This window comes from Enterobacter sp. 302C9, from assembly GCF_034106085.1.
Lineage (GTDB): Bacteria > Pseudomonadota > Gammaproteobacteria > Enterobacterales > Enterobacteriaceae > Enterobacter > Enterobacter asburiae_B.
On the sequence record NZ_JAWNBW010000005.1, the window covers coordinates 199,271 to 214,584 of the forward strand.

Consider the following 15,314-nt stretch of genomic DNA (forward strand, 5'->3'; position numbering starts at 1 on the left):
TTTTTCGCGGGCCATTTTAAAGCTGCTTTTAGTGATATGGACAATTGGTTTCCTTCAGGACCCTTGGGAGAACTGAATCTATGGCCGAAACGCAAAACGATCCCCTGCTGCCGGGATACTCGTTTAACGCGCACCTTGTGGCGGGACTGACCCCTATCGAGGCTGAGGGATACCTCGACTTTTACGTCGACCGACCGCTCGGCATGAAAGGGTATATCCTCAACCTGACCGTGCGAGGAGAAGGGATCATCAAGAACGGTGACCAGCAGTTTGTCTGCCGCCCCGGCGATATCCTGCTGTTCCCGCCGGGGGAGATCCACCACTATGGCCGTCATCCGGATGCCAAAGAGTGGTATCACCAGTGGGTCTATTTCCGTCCGCGCGCCTACTGGCAGGAGTGGCTTTCGTGGCCCGCCATTTTTGCGCATACCGGTTTTTATCGCCCGGATGAGGTTCATCTGGCACAGTTTCGCGAGCTTTTTGCGCAGATTATCGAGGCGGGACAGGCCGGTGGGCGTTACGCCGAACTGCTGGCGATTAACCTGCTTGAACAGCTGCTGCTGCGACGGATGGAGGCGATTAACGAGTCGCTTAATCCCCCGCTGGACAACCGCGTGCGCGACGCCTGCCAGTACATCAGCGACCACCTGGCCGATAGCCAGTTTGATATCGCCAGCGTTGCTCAGCACGTCTGCCTGTCGCCGTCGCGGCTGTCGCATCTGTTCCGCCAGCAGCTGGGCGTCAGCGTATTGAGCTGGCGCGAGGATCAGCGCATCAGCCAGGCAAAGCTGCTGCTCAGCACCACCCGGATGCCGATTGCCACCGTCGGACGCAACGTGGGCTTTGAGGATCAGCTCTATTTTTCTCGCGTGTTTAAGAAGTGCACCGGTGCCAGCCCGAGCGAATTCCGCGCGGGATGTGAATAAACGGTAAAAAAAGATAAACAAACAGGTGAATGCAGAAAGCAACCTGTAAACTATTCAGACAATTGTTGCCTTGACGCGGTGCGGGGCGCTAAGCAGAATCGCTGATTCGTTTTCTGACCGGAATAGTTATGCAGGCATTGCTGGAACACTTTATTACCCAGTCCGTTATGTACTCGCTCATCGCCGTGGCGCTGGTGGCGTTTCTGGAATCGCTGGCGCTGGTTGGGCTGATCCTGCCCGGCACCGTGATGATGGCAGGGCTTGGGGCGCTGATTGGCAGCGGCGAGGTCAATTTCTGGCAGGCGTGGCTGGCCGGGATTATCGGCTGCCTGCTCGGCGACTGGATCTCCTTCTGGCTGGGCTGGCGCTTTAAGAAGCCGCTGCACCGCTGGTCGTTCATGAAAAAGAACAAAGCCCTGCTGGATAAAACCGAACATGCGCTGCATCAGCACAGCATGTTTACCATCCTCGTCGGCCGCTTTGTCGGGCCAACGCGTCCGCTGGTGCCGATGGTGGCGGGGATGCTGGATCTGCCCGTCGCGAAATTCGTGGTGCCGAACATTATCGGCTGCGTCTTCTGGCCGCCGTTCTACTTCCTGCCGGGGATCCTGGCCGGCGCGGCCATCGATATCCCCGACGGTATGCAAAGCGGTGAGTTTAAGTGGCTGCTGCTGGGCACGGCTGTGCTGCTGTGGCTGGCGGCATGGCTCTGCTGGCGGCTGTGGCGCAGCGCGAAAGCCAGCGTCGATCGCCTGACGCGCTATCTTCCGCGCTCTCGCCTTTTGTGGCTGGCCCCGCTGACGCTTGGCGTGGCTGTGGTAGCCCTGGTTGCGCTGATTCGTCACCCGCTGATGCCGGTATACGGTGAGATTTTATTAAAAGTGGTCAGCCGTTAAGGACTTTTCCCTCTCCCTGTGGGAGAGGGCATCAGACCGCACGAATGCCCAACAGTGAAGACGCCCCCGCCTTACCGCTCAGCAGTTCTTCTGTTTTTCCATCCCACAAAATACGCCCTTCGGCAATCACCACCGATCGCGGGGCGATGCGGGCGGCATCCTCAATACTGTGTGAAACCATCAGCATCGTCAGCTGCTGGCGCTGGCAGACGTCCTGAACCAGGGCGAGCATCTCCTGGCGCAGCGCGGGATCGAGCGCCGAGAACGGCTCATCCAGCAGCAGTATCGGCTGCTCGCGCACCAGGCATCGCGCCAGCGCCACGCGCTGACGCTGGCCGCCGGAAAGCTCACCCGGCAGCCTGTCGATGAACTCGTTGATCCCCATCTGGGCGGCAATGATCTCCAGCTTCTGGCGCTGGGCATCGTTCAGCCTGAGTCCCGGATGCATCCCCAGCGCGATGTTTTGCCGCACCGTCAGATGGGTAAACAGGTTGTTTTCCTGAAACAGCATTGAGACCGGACGTTTCGCGGGCGGCGTGTGGGTATGATCGTGATTGTTAATGACGATCGCGCCGCTTGCCGGCTGCAGAAAACCCGCAATCAGATTAAGCAGCGTGCTTTTTCCCGCGCCGCTTGGGCCAAGCACGGCGATCATCTCCCCCTGGCGCACGGAGAGCGTGAAGCGCATCGGCAGATGCTGGTAAAGCCAGGTTACATCAGTCAGTTTTAACATCACGCCCCGGAAGTTTTTCGATAACGGTAAATAAGGCAAAGCACAGCAGCAGCAGTAACAGCGCGGTGACCGCGCCGTCCTGACTGCGATAAGAGCCGATCTGCTGGTAGAGCCAGTATGGCAGCGTGCGGAAATCGTCATTGCCAAAGAGAGCCACCACGCCAAAATCCCCAATCGACAGCACGCAGGCAAACGCCAGCGCCTGCGCCAGCGGACGTTTTAGCGCGCGCAGTTCCACCACCTTCAGCCGCTGCCAGCCCTGCATGCCCAGCGACTGGCACAGCAAACCGTAGCGGCTGTTGACGTCGCGCATCGGGTTTTCCAGCACTTTGAGCGCGTAAGGGATGGCCATCAGGGCGTTGGTGAAAATCACAATGCCGTCGGCCCTTTCCGGCAGGCCGATGGTGCTGTTGAACAGTAAAAAGAAGCCCGTCGCCAGCACGATGCCCGGCATCGCCAGAATCAGCATCCCTGTCAGCTCCAGCGTCTGCCCGGCCTTTTGGGCCTGCCGGGCATAGAGTTCACGGCTGCTCCACAGCAGCATCATGGTTAGCACGACGCACAGTAACCCTGCCGCCAGCGCGATACGCAGCGAGGTCCATGTCGCCTGCCAGAGGATGGGCTGTTGCAGGACGGACATGAGATTGAGGTTCAGTCCGTCAACGATAACGGCCATCAGCGGCGGCAGCAGAAGCAGGAGCGCCAGCGCGATCAGGATAAAATCGGTAACGCGGCTGTGCAGGCTGTCCTGCGGATCGCGCCAGCCGGTTATTTGATTGCTGCCAGGGGGAATGGCTTTACTCAGCCGCTGGCTCAACAGCACCAGCACAAGGCAGCACGCCATCTGCACCATCGCCAGCAGCGCGGCGCGACCGGGATCGTAGTCGTAACTCAGCGCCTGGTAAATCGCCAGCTCAATGGTGGTGGCCTGCGGCCCGCCGCCGAGCGACAGCACGGTGGCAAAGCTGGCAAAGCAGAGCATAAAGATTAACGCCGCGACGGGCGGGATCTGGCGGCGCAGCCACGGCCATTCGACAAAGCGGAAGAATGAAACGCCGCGCATGCCGAGCTGGGCGGCAATCTGGCGCTGCTCGCCGGGAATGTTCTCCAGCGCCTGCAAGAAGAGGCGCGTTGCCATCGGCATATTGAAAAACACGTGCGCGAGCAGAATGCCCTGCAATCCGTAAGGAGAGAATGACCATTCCAGACCAAGCTGGCCGAACAGCGAAGCCAGCCAGCCCTGGCGACCGTAAACGCTGAGGATGCCAAATACCGCCACCAGCACGGGCAGGATCAGCGTCATGGCGCACAGGCGCAACAGTGCCAGCCTGCCGGGAAAACGGCGCCGATACAGGGCGCGCGCAAGGAAAATAGCCGGGAGCACCGACAGCAGGGCAGAGAGAGACGCCTGCCAGAAGGAGAACCGGATAACGTGCCAGAGGTAGCTGTCGTGCCAGAGGGCGAGCAGGTCGCTCTCTGGCGCGTTGAACCACAGTGCAAGAAAAGCCCCCAGGCTGACCGCCACCATCAATATAGCGGCGAGCAGCCCGGGAAGTAACCAGCCGGGAATCAACGGCTGACGGCGCGTTGCCATTTACTTACCCATGCTGCACGCTGCACGGCGACCTGCTGCGGCGTAAACTCCAGCGAGGTGTTTGGTTTGGTCAGCTGCTCGAAACCTGCGGGCAGCGCAACGTTCGTGACCGGATACATCCAGTTGCCTGCGGGAATCGCATTCTGGAACGCCGGTGCAACCATAAACTTCAGGAACTTCTCGGCCAGCTCCGGCTGCTTGCTGGCGGCGGTACGCGCGGCGACTTCCACCTGCAGATAGTGCCCTTCAGCAAAATCAGCGGCAGCATAGTTATCTTTCTTCTCGGCGATGATGTGGTAGGCCGGAGAGGTGGTGTAGCTCAGCACCAGATCGCTTTCACCTTTCAGGAACAGGCCATAGGCTTCGCTCCAGCCTTTGGTGACGGTGACGGTTTTGGCGGCCAGTTTCTGCCACGCCTCCGGCGCTTTATCCCCGTAAACCTTTTGCATCCACAGCAGCAGGCCCAGGCCTGGCGTACTGGTGCGCGGATCTTCATAAATCACGCGCCATTTCTGGTCACTCTCAACCAGCTCTTTCAGGCTCTTCGGCGGGTTTTTCAGCTTATTTTTGTCGTAAACAAAAGCAAAGTAGCCATAGTCGAACGGCACAAAGGTGTCGTTTTTCCAGCCGCCCGGCACGTTAACGGCCTCTGCCGCTACGCCGCTTTTGGCAAACAGTTTGGTTTGCGAGGCGGCTTCCAACAGGTTGTTATCCAGCCCGAGCACCACGTCGGCCTTGCTGTTTTTCCCTTCCATGCGCAGACGGTTGAGCAGCGACACGCCATCTTCCAGCGCCACGAACTTCAGCTCGCAGTTACAGTCCGCTTCAAAGGTTTTTTTAACCACCGGGCCAGGGCCCCAGTCGGCAGAGAAGGAGTCATAGGTGTAGACCGTCAGGACGGGCTTCGCAAAAGCAGGCAGCGCAAACAGCGCCAGCAGGGGGAGAACTTTTTTTAACACTTTGCACCTCAAAGTTGAGTGGCAAAGGATTTTGAGAGACAGCCTCAAATCCCTTCGCCGGCGTTATCCGGATCAGGTTCGACGGGTATTATCTCAGCGCACATCTGTGATGCAGCACCCCGTTGAGAACGGCGCTATTGTAATGATTTGGTGAATATTACGAAAGCGTTATGGCTCCGGCGGCGCAAACCAGGCGGATTTAAAATCAAACCAGCCCAGGGTGTTCATCCGCAGGCCGCGCATGCTGCGCTGGCCCTGGATCATCAGCCAGTGGTGGATCAAGGGTACGATCGCCTGCTCGGCCAGCAGCTGCTGGCACCACGCTGCAAGATTCATTTCTCCCGCGCGCCACAGGGCGGCATCCTGCTGCCAGTCACGGTCGATGCAGTGCTGGATCAGCGGGACTTCATACAGATGCGAGAAAAGGGAAAAATCGAGCGGCAGGGTAAAGTTGGCGCTGTTGAGCCAGATATCACTGGCGATCTCCCCCTGATGCCATTCGTCATAGTCCACTTCCCTGACCTCTAACGTGACCCCCTCGGCTGCCAGCAGCCGGGTCATGATTCTGGCGATAAAACGATGCTCCACGTGCTCGCGGTAGTAGGTCAGGGTGATGGACTCCAGCCCTGCGGGTTTGTCGCAGTGCACCGGGCGGGCGTGGTGCCAGCGCGGAAGCAGGCCGTACGCCGGGAACCAGTATGTCTGGTACTGCTCTTCCGCATGGTAAATCAGATTGGAAGGGGACAAAACGTGGCTAACCCACTTGCGGACGGCCTGGTTTGCCCCACGGTGGGTGCGGCGGTCAAACAGGAGATAGTAACACCCTTCCTCGAGGCGACTCTCCACGGCTTTTTCTCCCGTGGTGGGGCCTTCCAGCGTCAGCCCGCAGCTCAGATCTTCATTGAGATCCGGCAATACCCAGACGTTCACTTCGTCGATCAGCGCCCGATAGCCAAAGTAGTCGTCGAACGCGCGGATTTTCAGCTGATTGCTGTTATTGCGGGACACGGAGTAGGGCCCGGTGCCAATCGGCAGGCTGGCAAAATTGTTCATTGATTCCCACTCGCCGGGCAAAATCATCGACGGCACGTAGCCCAGCAGCCAGGGAAGCCACTTATCCTGCTGCGACAGCTCAATATCCAGCGTCCAGGCCGTGGGGGAGTGGATGCGGGAGATATGCGAGTAGAGCGGTAGCCTGCGGGCACGTTCCAGGGAGGTGATGACGTCGTGCATTTCCAGCTCGCGGCCGTGGTGAAAGTGGATGCCGGGGCGTAAAAAGAAGCGCCAGTGGCGCGGGGAAAGTTGCTGCCAGTGATGCGCGATATCCGCCTCCAGTTCCCCGTTTTCCTCATTTATCCGCGTCAGACCGCTGAAGATTTGCCGGGCCATATGCGTTTCTGAGCGGCGTAAGGCCGTGCCGGGCAACAGATTTTTCATCGGACGGTAGTAGAGCACCCGCAGAATGTGGCGGCCCTGACGAAAGCTGCGCCCGAGATGGGAAACCAGCATCTGGCGCACGGCGGCTTTGTCGCCCACCAGCTGGACCAGCTGATCGATGCGGTCCTGCTCGAGCAGATCTTCCGCGCGCGGCTGCTGCAGCGCCAGCCCGGTATAGAGGAAGGTCAGCCGCGAACGTTTGCCGCGTCCCGCCTCCGCTTCCCAGCTTAACCAGCCCTGCTGCTGCATGGTGTTGAGCAGCGTGCGCATATGGCGACGGGAGCAGCTAAGCAGGTCAGCCAGCTCGTTGAGCGTAGTCTCCTGCGATTGCCCCTCGCAGCACTGCCAGAGGCGGATAAACTGTTGTTGCAGACGACCGGAAGGCATAAAAGGGGAACTCCTGACAAAAAACCAGCAATTTATTTATCCCTATATTAGGCCAATAATTCTCCCCGATGAAGCGAGGAGGTAAATTATGAAGAGGTCTACCGCACGTCAGTTCTATCAGCAGTACTTTTCAGCGACAAAAGGATCGTCCTGGCTGGCCCGCCGGTGTGCAGAGCAACGGCTGAAAACGTTAGAAGAATTGATGCAGTGGGACGTTACAACACCGACCTCTTCCCGCTAACTCGCCTCGATCATGTGTGACTGAGTATTGGTGCTTATCACCCGCCAGCAAAATGTTTTTGCTGGCTTTTTTCGTTTACTATTCACCCAATTTCGATTCGCTTTCACAAGGACTTGCGCATGCTCTGGTTGATGACGATGGGGCGACGCCTTAACGGCGTGTATGCCGCTTTTATGCTGGTGGCCTTTATGATGGGCGTGGCGGGGGCGCTGCAGGCGCCGACGCTGAGCCTGTTTCTCAGCCGTGAGGTGGGGGCGCAGCCGTTTTGGGTCGGCCTGTTTTACACCGTTAACGCCATTGCCGGGATCCTGGTCAGCCTCGCGCTGGCGAAACGATCGGACAGCCAGGGCGATCGCCGCAGGCTGATCCTCTTTTGCTGCGCCATGGCCGTGGGCAACGCGCTGCTCTTTGCCTTCAACCGTCATTATCTGACGCTTATTACCTGCGGCGTGCTGCTGGCGTCGCTGGCGAACACCGCCATGCCGCAGCTGTTCGCGCTGGCCCGTGAATACGCGGATAACTCGGCGCGTGAAGTGGTGATGTTCAGCTCGGTGATGCGCGCCCAGCTTTCGCTGGCGTGGGTCATTGGTCCGCCGCTGGCCTTCATGCTGGCGTTGAACTACGGCTTTACCACCATGTTTTCCATCGCCGCCGGGATTTTTGTCATCAGCCTGGCGCTGATTGCCTTCGCGCTGCCGTCCGTGGCGCGCGTCGAACAGACGACGGATAAACCTGTCACCGAGGTGAGCGGCTGGCAGGACAAAAACGTCCGCATGCTGTTTATTGCCTCCACGCTGATGTGGACCTGCAACACCATGTACATCATCGATATGCCGCTGTGGATCAGCAGCGATCTGGGCCTGCCGGACAAGCTCGCGGGGATCTTAATGGGAACTGCCGCCGGGCTGGAAATTCCGGCAATGATTCTGGCGGGTTACTACGTTAAGCGCTTTGGAAAGCGCAGGATGATGATTGTCGCCGTGGCGGCCGGGGTGCTGTTCTACGCGGGGCTGATCCTTTTCCATTCGCGGGAAGCGTTGCTGGCGCTGCAGCTGTTTAACGCCGTGTTTATTGGGATTGTTGCCGGGATCGGCATGCTCTGGTTTCAGGATCTCATGCCCGGTCGTGCCGGCTCGGCGACCACGCTTTTTACCAACAGCATTTCAACCGGGGTGATTCTGGCGGGCGTGATTCAGGGGGCGCTGGCGCAAAGCTACGGGCATGCGTCTGTCTACTGGATGATTGCGGCGCTATCCATCGTGACGCTTCTGCTGACCTGCCGCGTAAAAGACGTGTGATCGGATGAACGAAACGGAGCCCGGGAACGCCGGGCTCTGTGAACCGTTTTATTCTGAATACTGGTATTTACGCTGCGCGCGTAGCGTCAGGTACATATGAACGAGGCCCATGAAGCCGTGTGCCCAGAAATATGTCTCAATAAAGACCGTCAGGAATTTATGCAAATCTAAGACGGATTCCGTGACGGACGAAACCGGCCCGAGCGTGGCGTTCAGCACGAACCAGGCCGCGCCGCAGAGTGCAACGCCCAGCAGCGCCAGCACGCCCAGACCTTGCACCGTTGCTGCCATACCGCCGGCATGCGCGTCAGGAAGCTGACGCTGCGCGAGGGTGCGAATATCGTCAACAATTCCGCGAAAATCCAGCGCCAGCCAGGCGAAGTAATACTTAAATCCGCGCTGGGTTAACATCCATGCCATCATGGCAATGCCACAAAAAATTAAACCAAACCCGGAGATAACATGGATCCAGGTGACAATTCCGTTCAGCCCGGATTCGTGGAGGGCTTCACTTTCGGTGAAATTAGAATTGATAATCTGGGCGAGGACCAGTACGGCCACAAGAATGTGCAGTATGCGAAGAAAAGGTGTTTCTTTATGGGGAAGCGTATCGCGTAATGTTGGTTTCATCGCTTTTTACCTCAATAATGAGAGAGCTGATGCGATGCAGTGTGACGCAGATTAATTAACGAAACCTTAACGGTCGGGTGCGTCACGCTGTATTTATGCGTTCCGGTTAGTGGGCAGGATCAATATGCGTCATCACGTTCAGCACATTGAATTTTTGCATCACGTTATTTCTGGCATTCACGGCAATCTGATGTCCTTCTTTTACGCTTAATTCGCCGTTCACTTCCAGATGGACATCGACAAGGGCTAAATCGCCCATCTTGCGGGTTTTTAAATCATGGAGTCCGGTGACGCCCTCGGTTGCGAGAAGACACGTTTTGATGTCGTGCTCCAGCTCGGGCTCAAGCGAACGGTCCATCAGATCGTGCAGGGCATCGGCAGAGAATGTGTAACCCATATGGGCGATGAACACTCCGACAATCAGGGCCGCAATGAGGTCCATCGCGTGAAAACCCACTAAATTCCCGGCAATGCCGATGGCGACAACCACTGACGACGCTGCGTCAGAACGGGCATGCCAGGCATTGGCTATCAGCAGCGAGGACTGAATACGTTTTCCCGTGGCAAACATGTATCTGAACAGGCTTTCCTTTACCAACAGCGCCAGAATCGCCACCCACAGCGCGGCCCCTTTAACCAGCTGATGCGTCTCGGGGTGAAGCAGTTTATTGCCTGCGGACCAGAGCATCCCGACCCCCACAAGCAGCAGAATAGCGCCAATAATGAGCTTTGCACCGTTTTCGAAACGCAGATGACCGTAATGATGATCGATATCAGAGGCTTTCTGGCTCTTTTTATTCGCAACCAGAACGACAAAGTCGGAGGATAAATCGGAAAGAGAATGAATCCCATCAGCAATTAAACCTTGTGAACCGGAGAATATCCCTGCAAGTATCTGAAAGGCGGTGAGTAAACTATTTATTATTACGCTCACTAATGTGCATTTATGTATTTCCCGAGAACGGATATGAGACTCATTGCCATTTTTCTTTTCCATGATTATTTCCGCTGCCAGCTGATTGAGCGGTTATTCTGCGCAGGAAACATTAAATTGACATTAAATATAACGTCATTATTGGCTGGGTTTGGGAAGTATTTACAGAAGGAGGGGGGATCGGGATAAAACGCGGCCTGCAGAATGGACTGCAGGCCGGAGGGTTATTTCATAAATGCAGGTTGTTTGTTTTCGTAAGTGGCAATCGCCGCGTCGTGCTGGAGAGTTAAACCAATGCTGTCCAGACCGTTCAGCATGCAGTGACGGCGGAACGCATCAATGCTGAAGCTGTAGGTCTTATCCCCGGCTTTCACCACTTCTGCTTCCAGATCCACTTCAAACGAAATGCCCGGATTCGCCTTAACCAGCGCGAACAACTCATCGACCTGTTCATCGCTCAGCGTGACGGGCAGCAGCTGGTTGTTGAAGCTGTTACCGTAAAAAATATCCGCGAAGCTTGGGGCAATGACCACTTTAAAACCGTAGTCGGTGAGCGCCCACGGCGCGTGCTCACGGGATGAGCCGCAGCCAAAGTTTTCGCGTGCCAGCAAAATGGAGGCGCCTTTGTATTCCGGGAAGTTCAGAACGAATTCCGGATTAGGCACTTCGCCCTTATCGTCCAGGAAACGCCAGTCGTTAAACAGATGTGCGCCGAAACCGGTACGCGTCACTTTCTGCAGAAACTGTTTTGGAATAATAGCGTCAGTATCGACGTTAGCGGCGTCCAGCGGGACAACCCGGCCCGTATGTTGGGTAAATTTCTCTGCCATGATTGTCTCCTTATTTCAGGCTGCGAATATCGGCGAAATGGCCGGTGACTGCCGCAGCGGCGGCCATTGCCGGGCTGACCAGATGGGTGCGCCCACCGCGGCCCTGACGGCCTTCAAAGTTACGGTTGCTGGTGGAGGCGCAGCGCTCGCCCGGATTCAGGCGATCGTTGTTCATGGCCAGACACATGGAGCAGCCGGGCAGGCGCCATTCGAAGCCCGCTTCGATAAAGATCTTATCCAGACCTTCGGCTTCCGCCTGGGCTTTCACCGGACCGGAGCCAGGTACCACCAGCGCCTGAACGCCTGGCGCCACTTTGCGGCCTTTGGCAATCTCGGCTGCGGCACGCAAATCTTCGATACGGGAGTTGGTGCAGGAACCGATAAATACTTTATCAATGGCGACATCGGTCAACGGCACGCCGGGCTTCAGCCCCATGTAGGCCAGCGCTTTTTCCGCACTGGCGCGCTCGACCGGATCGGTAAAGGATGCCGGGTCAGGGATATTGTCGTTAACGGAAATCACCTGGCCCGGATTGGTGCCCCAGGTCACCTGCGGCGCAATCTCTTCTGCCTGAAGAGTGACGACGGTGTCAAAGGCTGCGCCATCGTCGGTTTTCAGGGTTTTCCAGTACGCTACCGCGTCGTCAAAATTCTGACCTTTCGGCGCGTGCAGACGACCCTTCACGTAGTTGAAGGTGGTTTCGTCCGGCGCGACCAGACCGGCTTTTGCGCCCATCTCAATCGCCATATTGCACAGGGTCATGCGTCCCTCCATGCTCAGCGCCTGGATGGCTTCCCCGCAGAACTCAACAACGTGACCGGTGCCGCCTGCGCTGCCGGTTTTACCGATGATGGCCAGCACGATGTCTTTTGCGGTAATACCCGGTGCGGCTTTACCCTTCACTTCAATCTTCATGGTTTTGGCGCGGCCCTGTTTCAGGGTCTGCGTTGCCAGCACATGTTCCACCTCGGAAGTGCCAATCCCGAACGCCAGAGCGCCAAACGCGCCGTGGGTCGCGGTATGGGAGTCACCGCAGACGATGGTCATGCCCGGCAGGGTGATCCCTTGCTCTGGCCCCATCACGTGGACGATACCCTGATACGGATGGTTCAGGTCGTACAGCTCAACGCCAAATTCATTGCAGTTCTTAATCAGCTCCTGCATCTGGATACGCGCCATCTCACCCGAGGCATTGATGTCTTTGGTCTGGGTGGAAACGTTGTGATCCATCGTCGCGAAGGTTTTACCCGGCTGACGTACCGGACGCTTGTGCGCGCGCAGGCCGTCAAATGCCTGAGGAGAAGTCACTTCGTGTACCAGATGACGGTCAATGTACAGCAGCGGGGTTTCGTTTGGTGCCTCGTAAACAACGTGCGCATCAAACAACTTTTCATATAACGTCTTAGCCATGATTACACCCCTTCAGCGACATAGCGGGCAATGATGTCGCCCATTTCATCGGTACTGACTGCCGCCGTGCCGCGTGCTAAATCGCCGGTACGGACGCCTTCTTCTAACGCCCGGTTAATGGCGTTTTCAATTGCGGTTGCCGCCTCGCCTGCATCCAGGCTGTAGCGCAGCAGCAGGGCCAGGGAGAGGATCTGCGCAATCGGGTTGGCAATATTTTTGCCGGCAATATCCGGCGCGGAGCCGCCCGCAGGCTCGTACAGGCCAAAGCCTTCTTCATTCAGGCTTGCAGAGGGCAGCATGCCCATCGAGCCGGTGATCATCGCGCATTCGTCAGAGAGGATATCGCCGAACAGGTTGGAGCACAGCAGCACGTCAAACTGGGACGGATCTTTAATCAGCTGCATGGTCGCGTTGTCGATGTACATGTGCGACAGCGCGACGTCCGGGTACTGCTTAGCGACTTCACTGACGATCTCGCGCCACAAAATGGAAGACTGCAGCACGTTCGCTTTATCAATGGAGGTCACTTTATGGCGGCGTTTGCGCGCCGACTCGAACGCGATGTGGGCGATACGTTCGATTTCGAAACGGTGATACACCTCGGTGTCGAACGCTTTCTCGTGTTGTCCGCTGCCTTCGCGTCCTTTTGGCTGACCGAAATAGATCCCGCCGGTCAGTTCACGCACGCACAGAATGTCGAAACCGTTGGCGGCGATATCCGCGCGCAGCGGGCAGAACTCTTCCAGACCCTGATACAGCTTCGCCGGACGCAGGTTGCTGAACAGTTTGAAATGTTTACGCAGCGGCAGCAGCGCGCCGCGTTCTGGCTGCTCTGCCGGCGGCAGGTGTTCCCATTTCGGGCCACCGACGGAACCAAACAGCACGGCATCAGCATTTTCGCAGCCTTCCACGGTCGCTTTTGGCAGCGGCGTACCGTGGTTATCAATCGCAATACCGCCCACGTCGTAGTGGCTGGTGGTGATTTTCATCGCAAAACGCGCGCGAACGGCTTCCAGTACTTTCAGCGCCTGTGCCATCACTTCCGGACCAATACCGTCGCCCGGCAACACAGCAATATGGTAATTCTTCGACATTACACGGTTTCCTTGTTGTTCTCTTTATTCTGAGCTTTGCGTTGCAACTCTTTTTCGACTTCGGCGGCGCGCCAGATGTTGTTCAGAACATGCACCATCGCTTTCGCGGAGGATTCAACGATATCGGTCGCCAGGCCCACGCCGTGGAAGCGGCGGCCATTGTGGGTAACAACAATGTCGACCTGACCCAGTGCATCTTTGCCGTGGCCCTTGGCCGTCAGGTCATATTTCACCAGCTCAACGTCGTACTCGGTGACGCGATTAATCGCCTGGTAAATGGCATCGACAGGGCCGTTACCGTTAGCGGCCTCTGCTTTAATTTCATCGCCGCAGGCCAGTTTGACCGAGGCGGTGGCGATGTCGCTGGAGCCGGACTGCACGTTGAAGTAATCCAGACGGAAGTGCTCCGGCTCTTCCTGCTGCTTGTTAATAAAGGCCAGCGCTTCCAGGTCATAGTCGAACACCTGACCTTTTTTGTCGGCCAGCTTCAGGAACGCGTCGTACAGCTGATCCATGTTGTAATCGCTGTCCTTATAACCCATCTCTTCCATACGGTGTTTAACCGCCGCGCGACCGGAACGGGAGGTCAGGTTCAACTGCACCTGATTCAGGCCGATGGATTCCGGGGTCATGATTTCGTAGTTTTCACGATTCTTCAGGACGCCATCCTGGTGAATACCGGAGGAGTGCGCGAAGGCGCCGGTACCGACAATTGCTTTGTTAGCCGGAATGGGCATGTTGCAAATCTGGCTGACGGTCTGGCTGGTGCGCCAGATTTCGTTGTGATTGATGCGCGTGTGCACGTCCATGATGTCTTTGCGCACTTTGATCGCCATGATCACTTCTTCCAGCGAACAGTTGCCCGCGCGTTCGCCGATACCGTTCATCGCGCCTTCTACCTGACGCGCGCCAGCGTGGACGGCGACGATGGCATTGCCTACGGCCAGACCCAAATCATCATGGGTGTGGACGGAGATAATTGCTTTATCAATATTCGGCACGCGGTCATACAGGCCGGTGATGATGTTGGAGAACTCAAACGGCATGGTGTAGCCGACGGTGTCCGGGATGTTGATGGTTTTCGCGCCCGCGTTGATGGCGGCTTCCACAACGCGCGCCAGGTCTTCGATTGGCGTACGGCCCGCATCTTCACAGGAGAACTCAACGTCATCGGTATAGTTGCGTGCGCGTTTAACCATGTAGACCGCGCGCTCAATCACCTCATCCAGCGTGCTGCGCAGCTTGGTTGCGATGTGCATAGGCGAGGTAGCAATAAAGGTGTGGATACGGAACGCTTCGGCGACCTTCAGCGACTCGGCGGCGACGTCGATGTCTTTCTCTACGCAGCGCGCCAGGGCACAGACGCGGCTGTTTTTAATGGTGCGCGCAATGGTCTGTACGGATTCGAAATCACCTGGGGAAGAGACAGGGAAACCGACCTCCATCACGTCAACACCCATACGTTCGAGAGCCAGCGCGATCTGCAGTTTCTCTTTTACACTCAGGCTCGCCTGTAATGCCTGTTCACCGTCACGTAAAGTGGTATCGAAAATAATGACTTGCTGGCTCATGGGTTAGGTCCTTGTCAGTCTTAGGGCGCCTTGCTACGAGCATAAAAAAACCCGCGCAGTGGCGCGGGTTTTTAGTCTTACTGGTGACGATTCAACGCTGAATTTCGCCCGCCAGTCTACCGCGCACAGTGGATGCGTTTAGTAGTAGTAGACCGGTGAAACGAATGGTGCGTGTCATGAATCGTGCTCCGTTAAATTCAATATGCTTTTAGTGGTACTGGATACGGTTGTTCATGTCAACCCCTGAGGATGAAAACGGGCCCGACAGACGGAATCAACAGGGTGTTCACTTTAGCTAATTGTGCTGGTTTTAGCTTTTTTGACCCGATTAATTGTCTAATTTTGGACTTGAGAAAAGAGTTGCAGATACCAA

The 15,314-nt window shown here is 56.9% G+C and carries 15 protein-coding genes and 1 riboswitch; of the genes, 4 read left to right on the forward strand and 11 right to left on the reverse strand.

Going from position 1 to position 15,314, the window contains the following annotated elements; genetic code table 11:
- The first annotated feature begins 80 nt into the window (after positions 1–80).
- Complete coding sequence (araC, locus tag UR289_RS12465; protein ID WP_023310373.1) at positions 81–926, forward strand: arabinose operon transcriptional regulator AraC; 846 nt, start codon at positions 81–83, stop codon at positions 924–926.
- Positions 927–1,054: 128 nt separating this feature from the next.
- A complete protein-coding gene (locus tag UR289_RS12470; RefSeq protein ID WP_023334483.1) occupies positions 1,055–1,822 on the forward strand; it encodes a DedA family protein in 768 nt (255 codons plus the stop codon).
- A 31-nt stretch (positions 1,823–1,853) separates the two neighbouring features.
- On the opposite strand, the gene thiQ is transcribed toward UR289_RS12470, so the two are convergent.
- The 4 genes from thiQ to sgrR all read right to left on the reverse strand — a co-directional run bounded on the left by thiQ (position 1,854) and on the right by sgrR (position 6,932).
- A complete protein-coding gene (gene thiQ / locus UR289_RS12475) occupies positions 1,854–2,555 on the reverse strand; it encodes a thiamine ABC transporter ATP-binding protein ThiQ (RefSeq protein ID WP_320710282.1) in 702 nt (233 codons plus the stop codon).
- On the reverse strand, positions 2,539–4,149 hold the full coding sequence (gene thiP, locus UR289_RS12480) for a thiamine/thiamine pyrophosphate ABC transporter permease ThiP (RefSeq protein ID WP_320710284.1): 1,611 nt from the start codon (positions 4,147–4,149) through the stop codon (positions 2,539–2,541). The genes thiQ and thiP overlap by 17 nt, the downstream gene beginning before the upstream one ends.
- Positions 4,125–5,108, reverse strand: a complete 984-nt coding sequence (gene thiB, locus UR289_RS12485) for a thiamine ABC transporter substrate binding subunit (RefSeq protein WP_320710286.1) — start codon at positions 5,106–5,108, stop codon at positions 4,125–4,127. Before thiB ends, thiP begins: the two co-directional genes overlap by 25 nt.
- 31 nt (positions 5,109–5,139) lie before the next feature.
- A riboswitch (TPP riboswitch) is annotated at positions 5,140–5,240 on the reverse strand.
- Between the two features lie 36 nt (positions 5,241–5,276).
- A complete protein-coding gene (gene sgrR / locus UR289_RS12490; protein ID WP_320710287.1) occupies positions 5,277–6,932 on the reverse strand; it encodes an HTH-type transcriptional regulator SgrR in 1,656 nt (551 codons plus the stop codon).
- 88 nt (positions 6,933–7,020) lie between these two features.
- Here sgrR and sgrT point away from each other — a divergent pair, with 88 nt between their 5' ends.
- Positions 7,021–7,173 carry a glucose uptake inhibitor SgrT gene (sgrT, locus tag UR289_RS12495; protein ID WP_023334488.1) on the forward strand — a complete coding sequence of 51 codons (153 nt, stop codon included), beginning with the start codon at positions 7,021–7,023 and terminating at the stop codon, positions 7,171–7,173.
- Positions 7,174–7,292: 119 nt separating this feature from the next.
- Positions 7,293–8,471 carry a sugar efflux transporter gene (locus UR289_RS12500; RefSeq protein WP_213787686.1) on the forward strand — a complete coding sequence of 393 codons (1,179 nt, stop codon included), beginning with the start codon at positions 7,293–7,295 and terminating at the stop codon, positions 8,469–8,471.
- Positions 8,472–8,519: 48 nt separating this feature from the next.
- On the opposite strand, the gene UR289_RS12505 is transcribed toward UR289_RS12500, so the two are convergent.
- The 7 genes from UR289_RS12505 to leuL all read right to left on the reverse strand — a co-directional run bounded on the left by UR289_RS12505 (position 8,520) and on the right by leuL (position 15,119).
- A complete protein-coding gene (locus UR289_RS12505) occupies positions 8,520–9,101 on the reverse strand; it encodes a cytochrome b/b6 domain-containing protein (RefSeq protein WP_045400998.1) in 582 nt (193 codons plus the stop codon).
- A 106-nt stretch (positions 9,102–9,207) separates the two neighbouring features.
- Positions 9,208–10,098 carry a cation diffusion facilitator family transporter gene (locus tag UR289_RS12510; RefSeq protein ID WP_320710290.1) on the reverse strand — a complete coding sequence of 297 codons (891 nt, stop codon included), beginning with the start codon at positions 10,096–10,098 and terminating at the stop codon, positions 9,208–9,210.
- A 161-nt stretch (positions 10,099–10,259) separates the two neighbouring features.
- The gene (gene leuD / locus UR289_RS12515) at positions 10,260–10,865 is read right to left on the reverse strand and encodes a 3-isopropylmalate dehydratase small subunit (RefSeq protein ID WP_032642569.1); all 606 of its coding nucleotides are present in this window, start codon (positions 10,863–10,865) and stop codon (positions 10,260–10,262) included.
- Between the two features lie 10 nt (positions 10,866–10,875).
- Complete coding sequence (gene leuC, locus UR289_RS12520) at positions 10,876–12,276, reverse strand: 3-isopropylmalate dehydratase large subunit (protein WP_033144624.1); 1,401 nt, start codon at positions 12,274–12,276, stop codon at positions 10,876–10,878.
- A 2-nt stretch (positions 12,277–12,278) separates the two neighbouring features.
- Complete coding sequence (gene leuB / locus UR289_RS12525) at positions 12,279–13,370, reverse strand: 3-isopropylmalate dehydrogenase (RefSeq protein WP_047060144.1); 1,092 nt, start codon at positions 13,368–13,370, stop codon at positions 12,279–12,281.
- The gene (gene leuA, locus UR289_RS12530) at positions 13,370–14,941 is read right to left on the reverse strand and encodes a 2-isopropylmalate synthase (RefSeq protein WP_320710293.1); all 1,572 of its coding nucleotides are present in this window, start codon (positions 14,939–14,941) and stop codon (positions 13,370–13,372) included. The genes leuB and leuA overlap by 1 nt, the downstream gene beginning before the upstream one ends.
- Positions 14,942–15,032: 91 nt before the next feature.
- On the reverse strand, positions 15,033–15,119 hold the full coding sequence (gene leuL / locus UR289_RS21880; protein WP_071786497.1) for a leu operon leader peptide: 87 nt from the start codon (positions 15,117–15,119) through the stop codon (positions 15,033–15,035).
- Positions 15,120–15,314 lie beyond the last annotated feature (195 nt).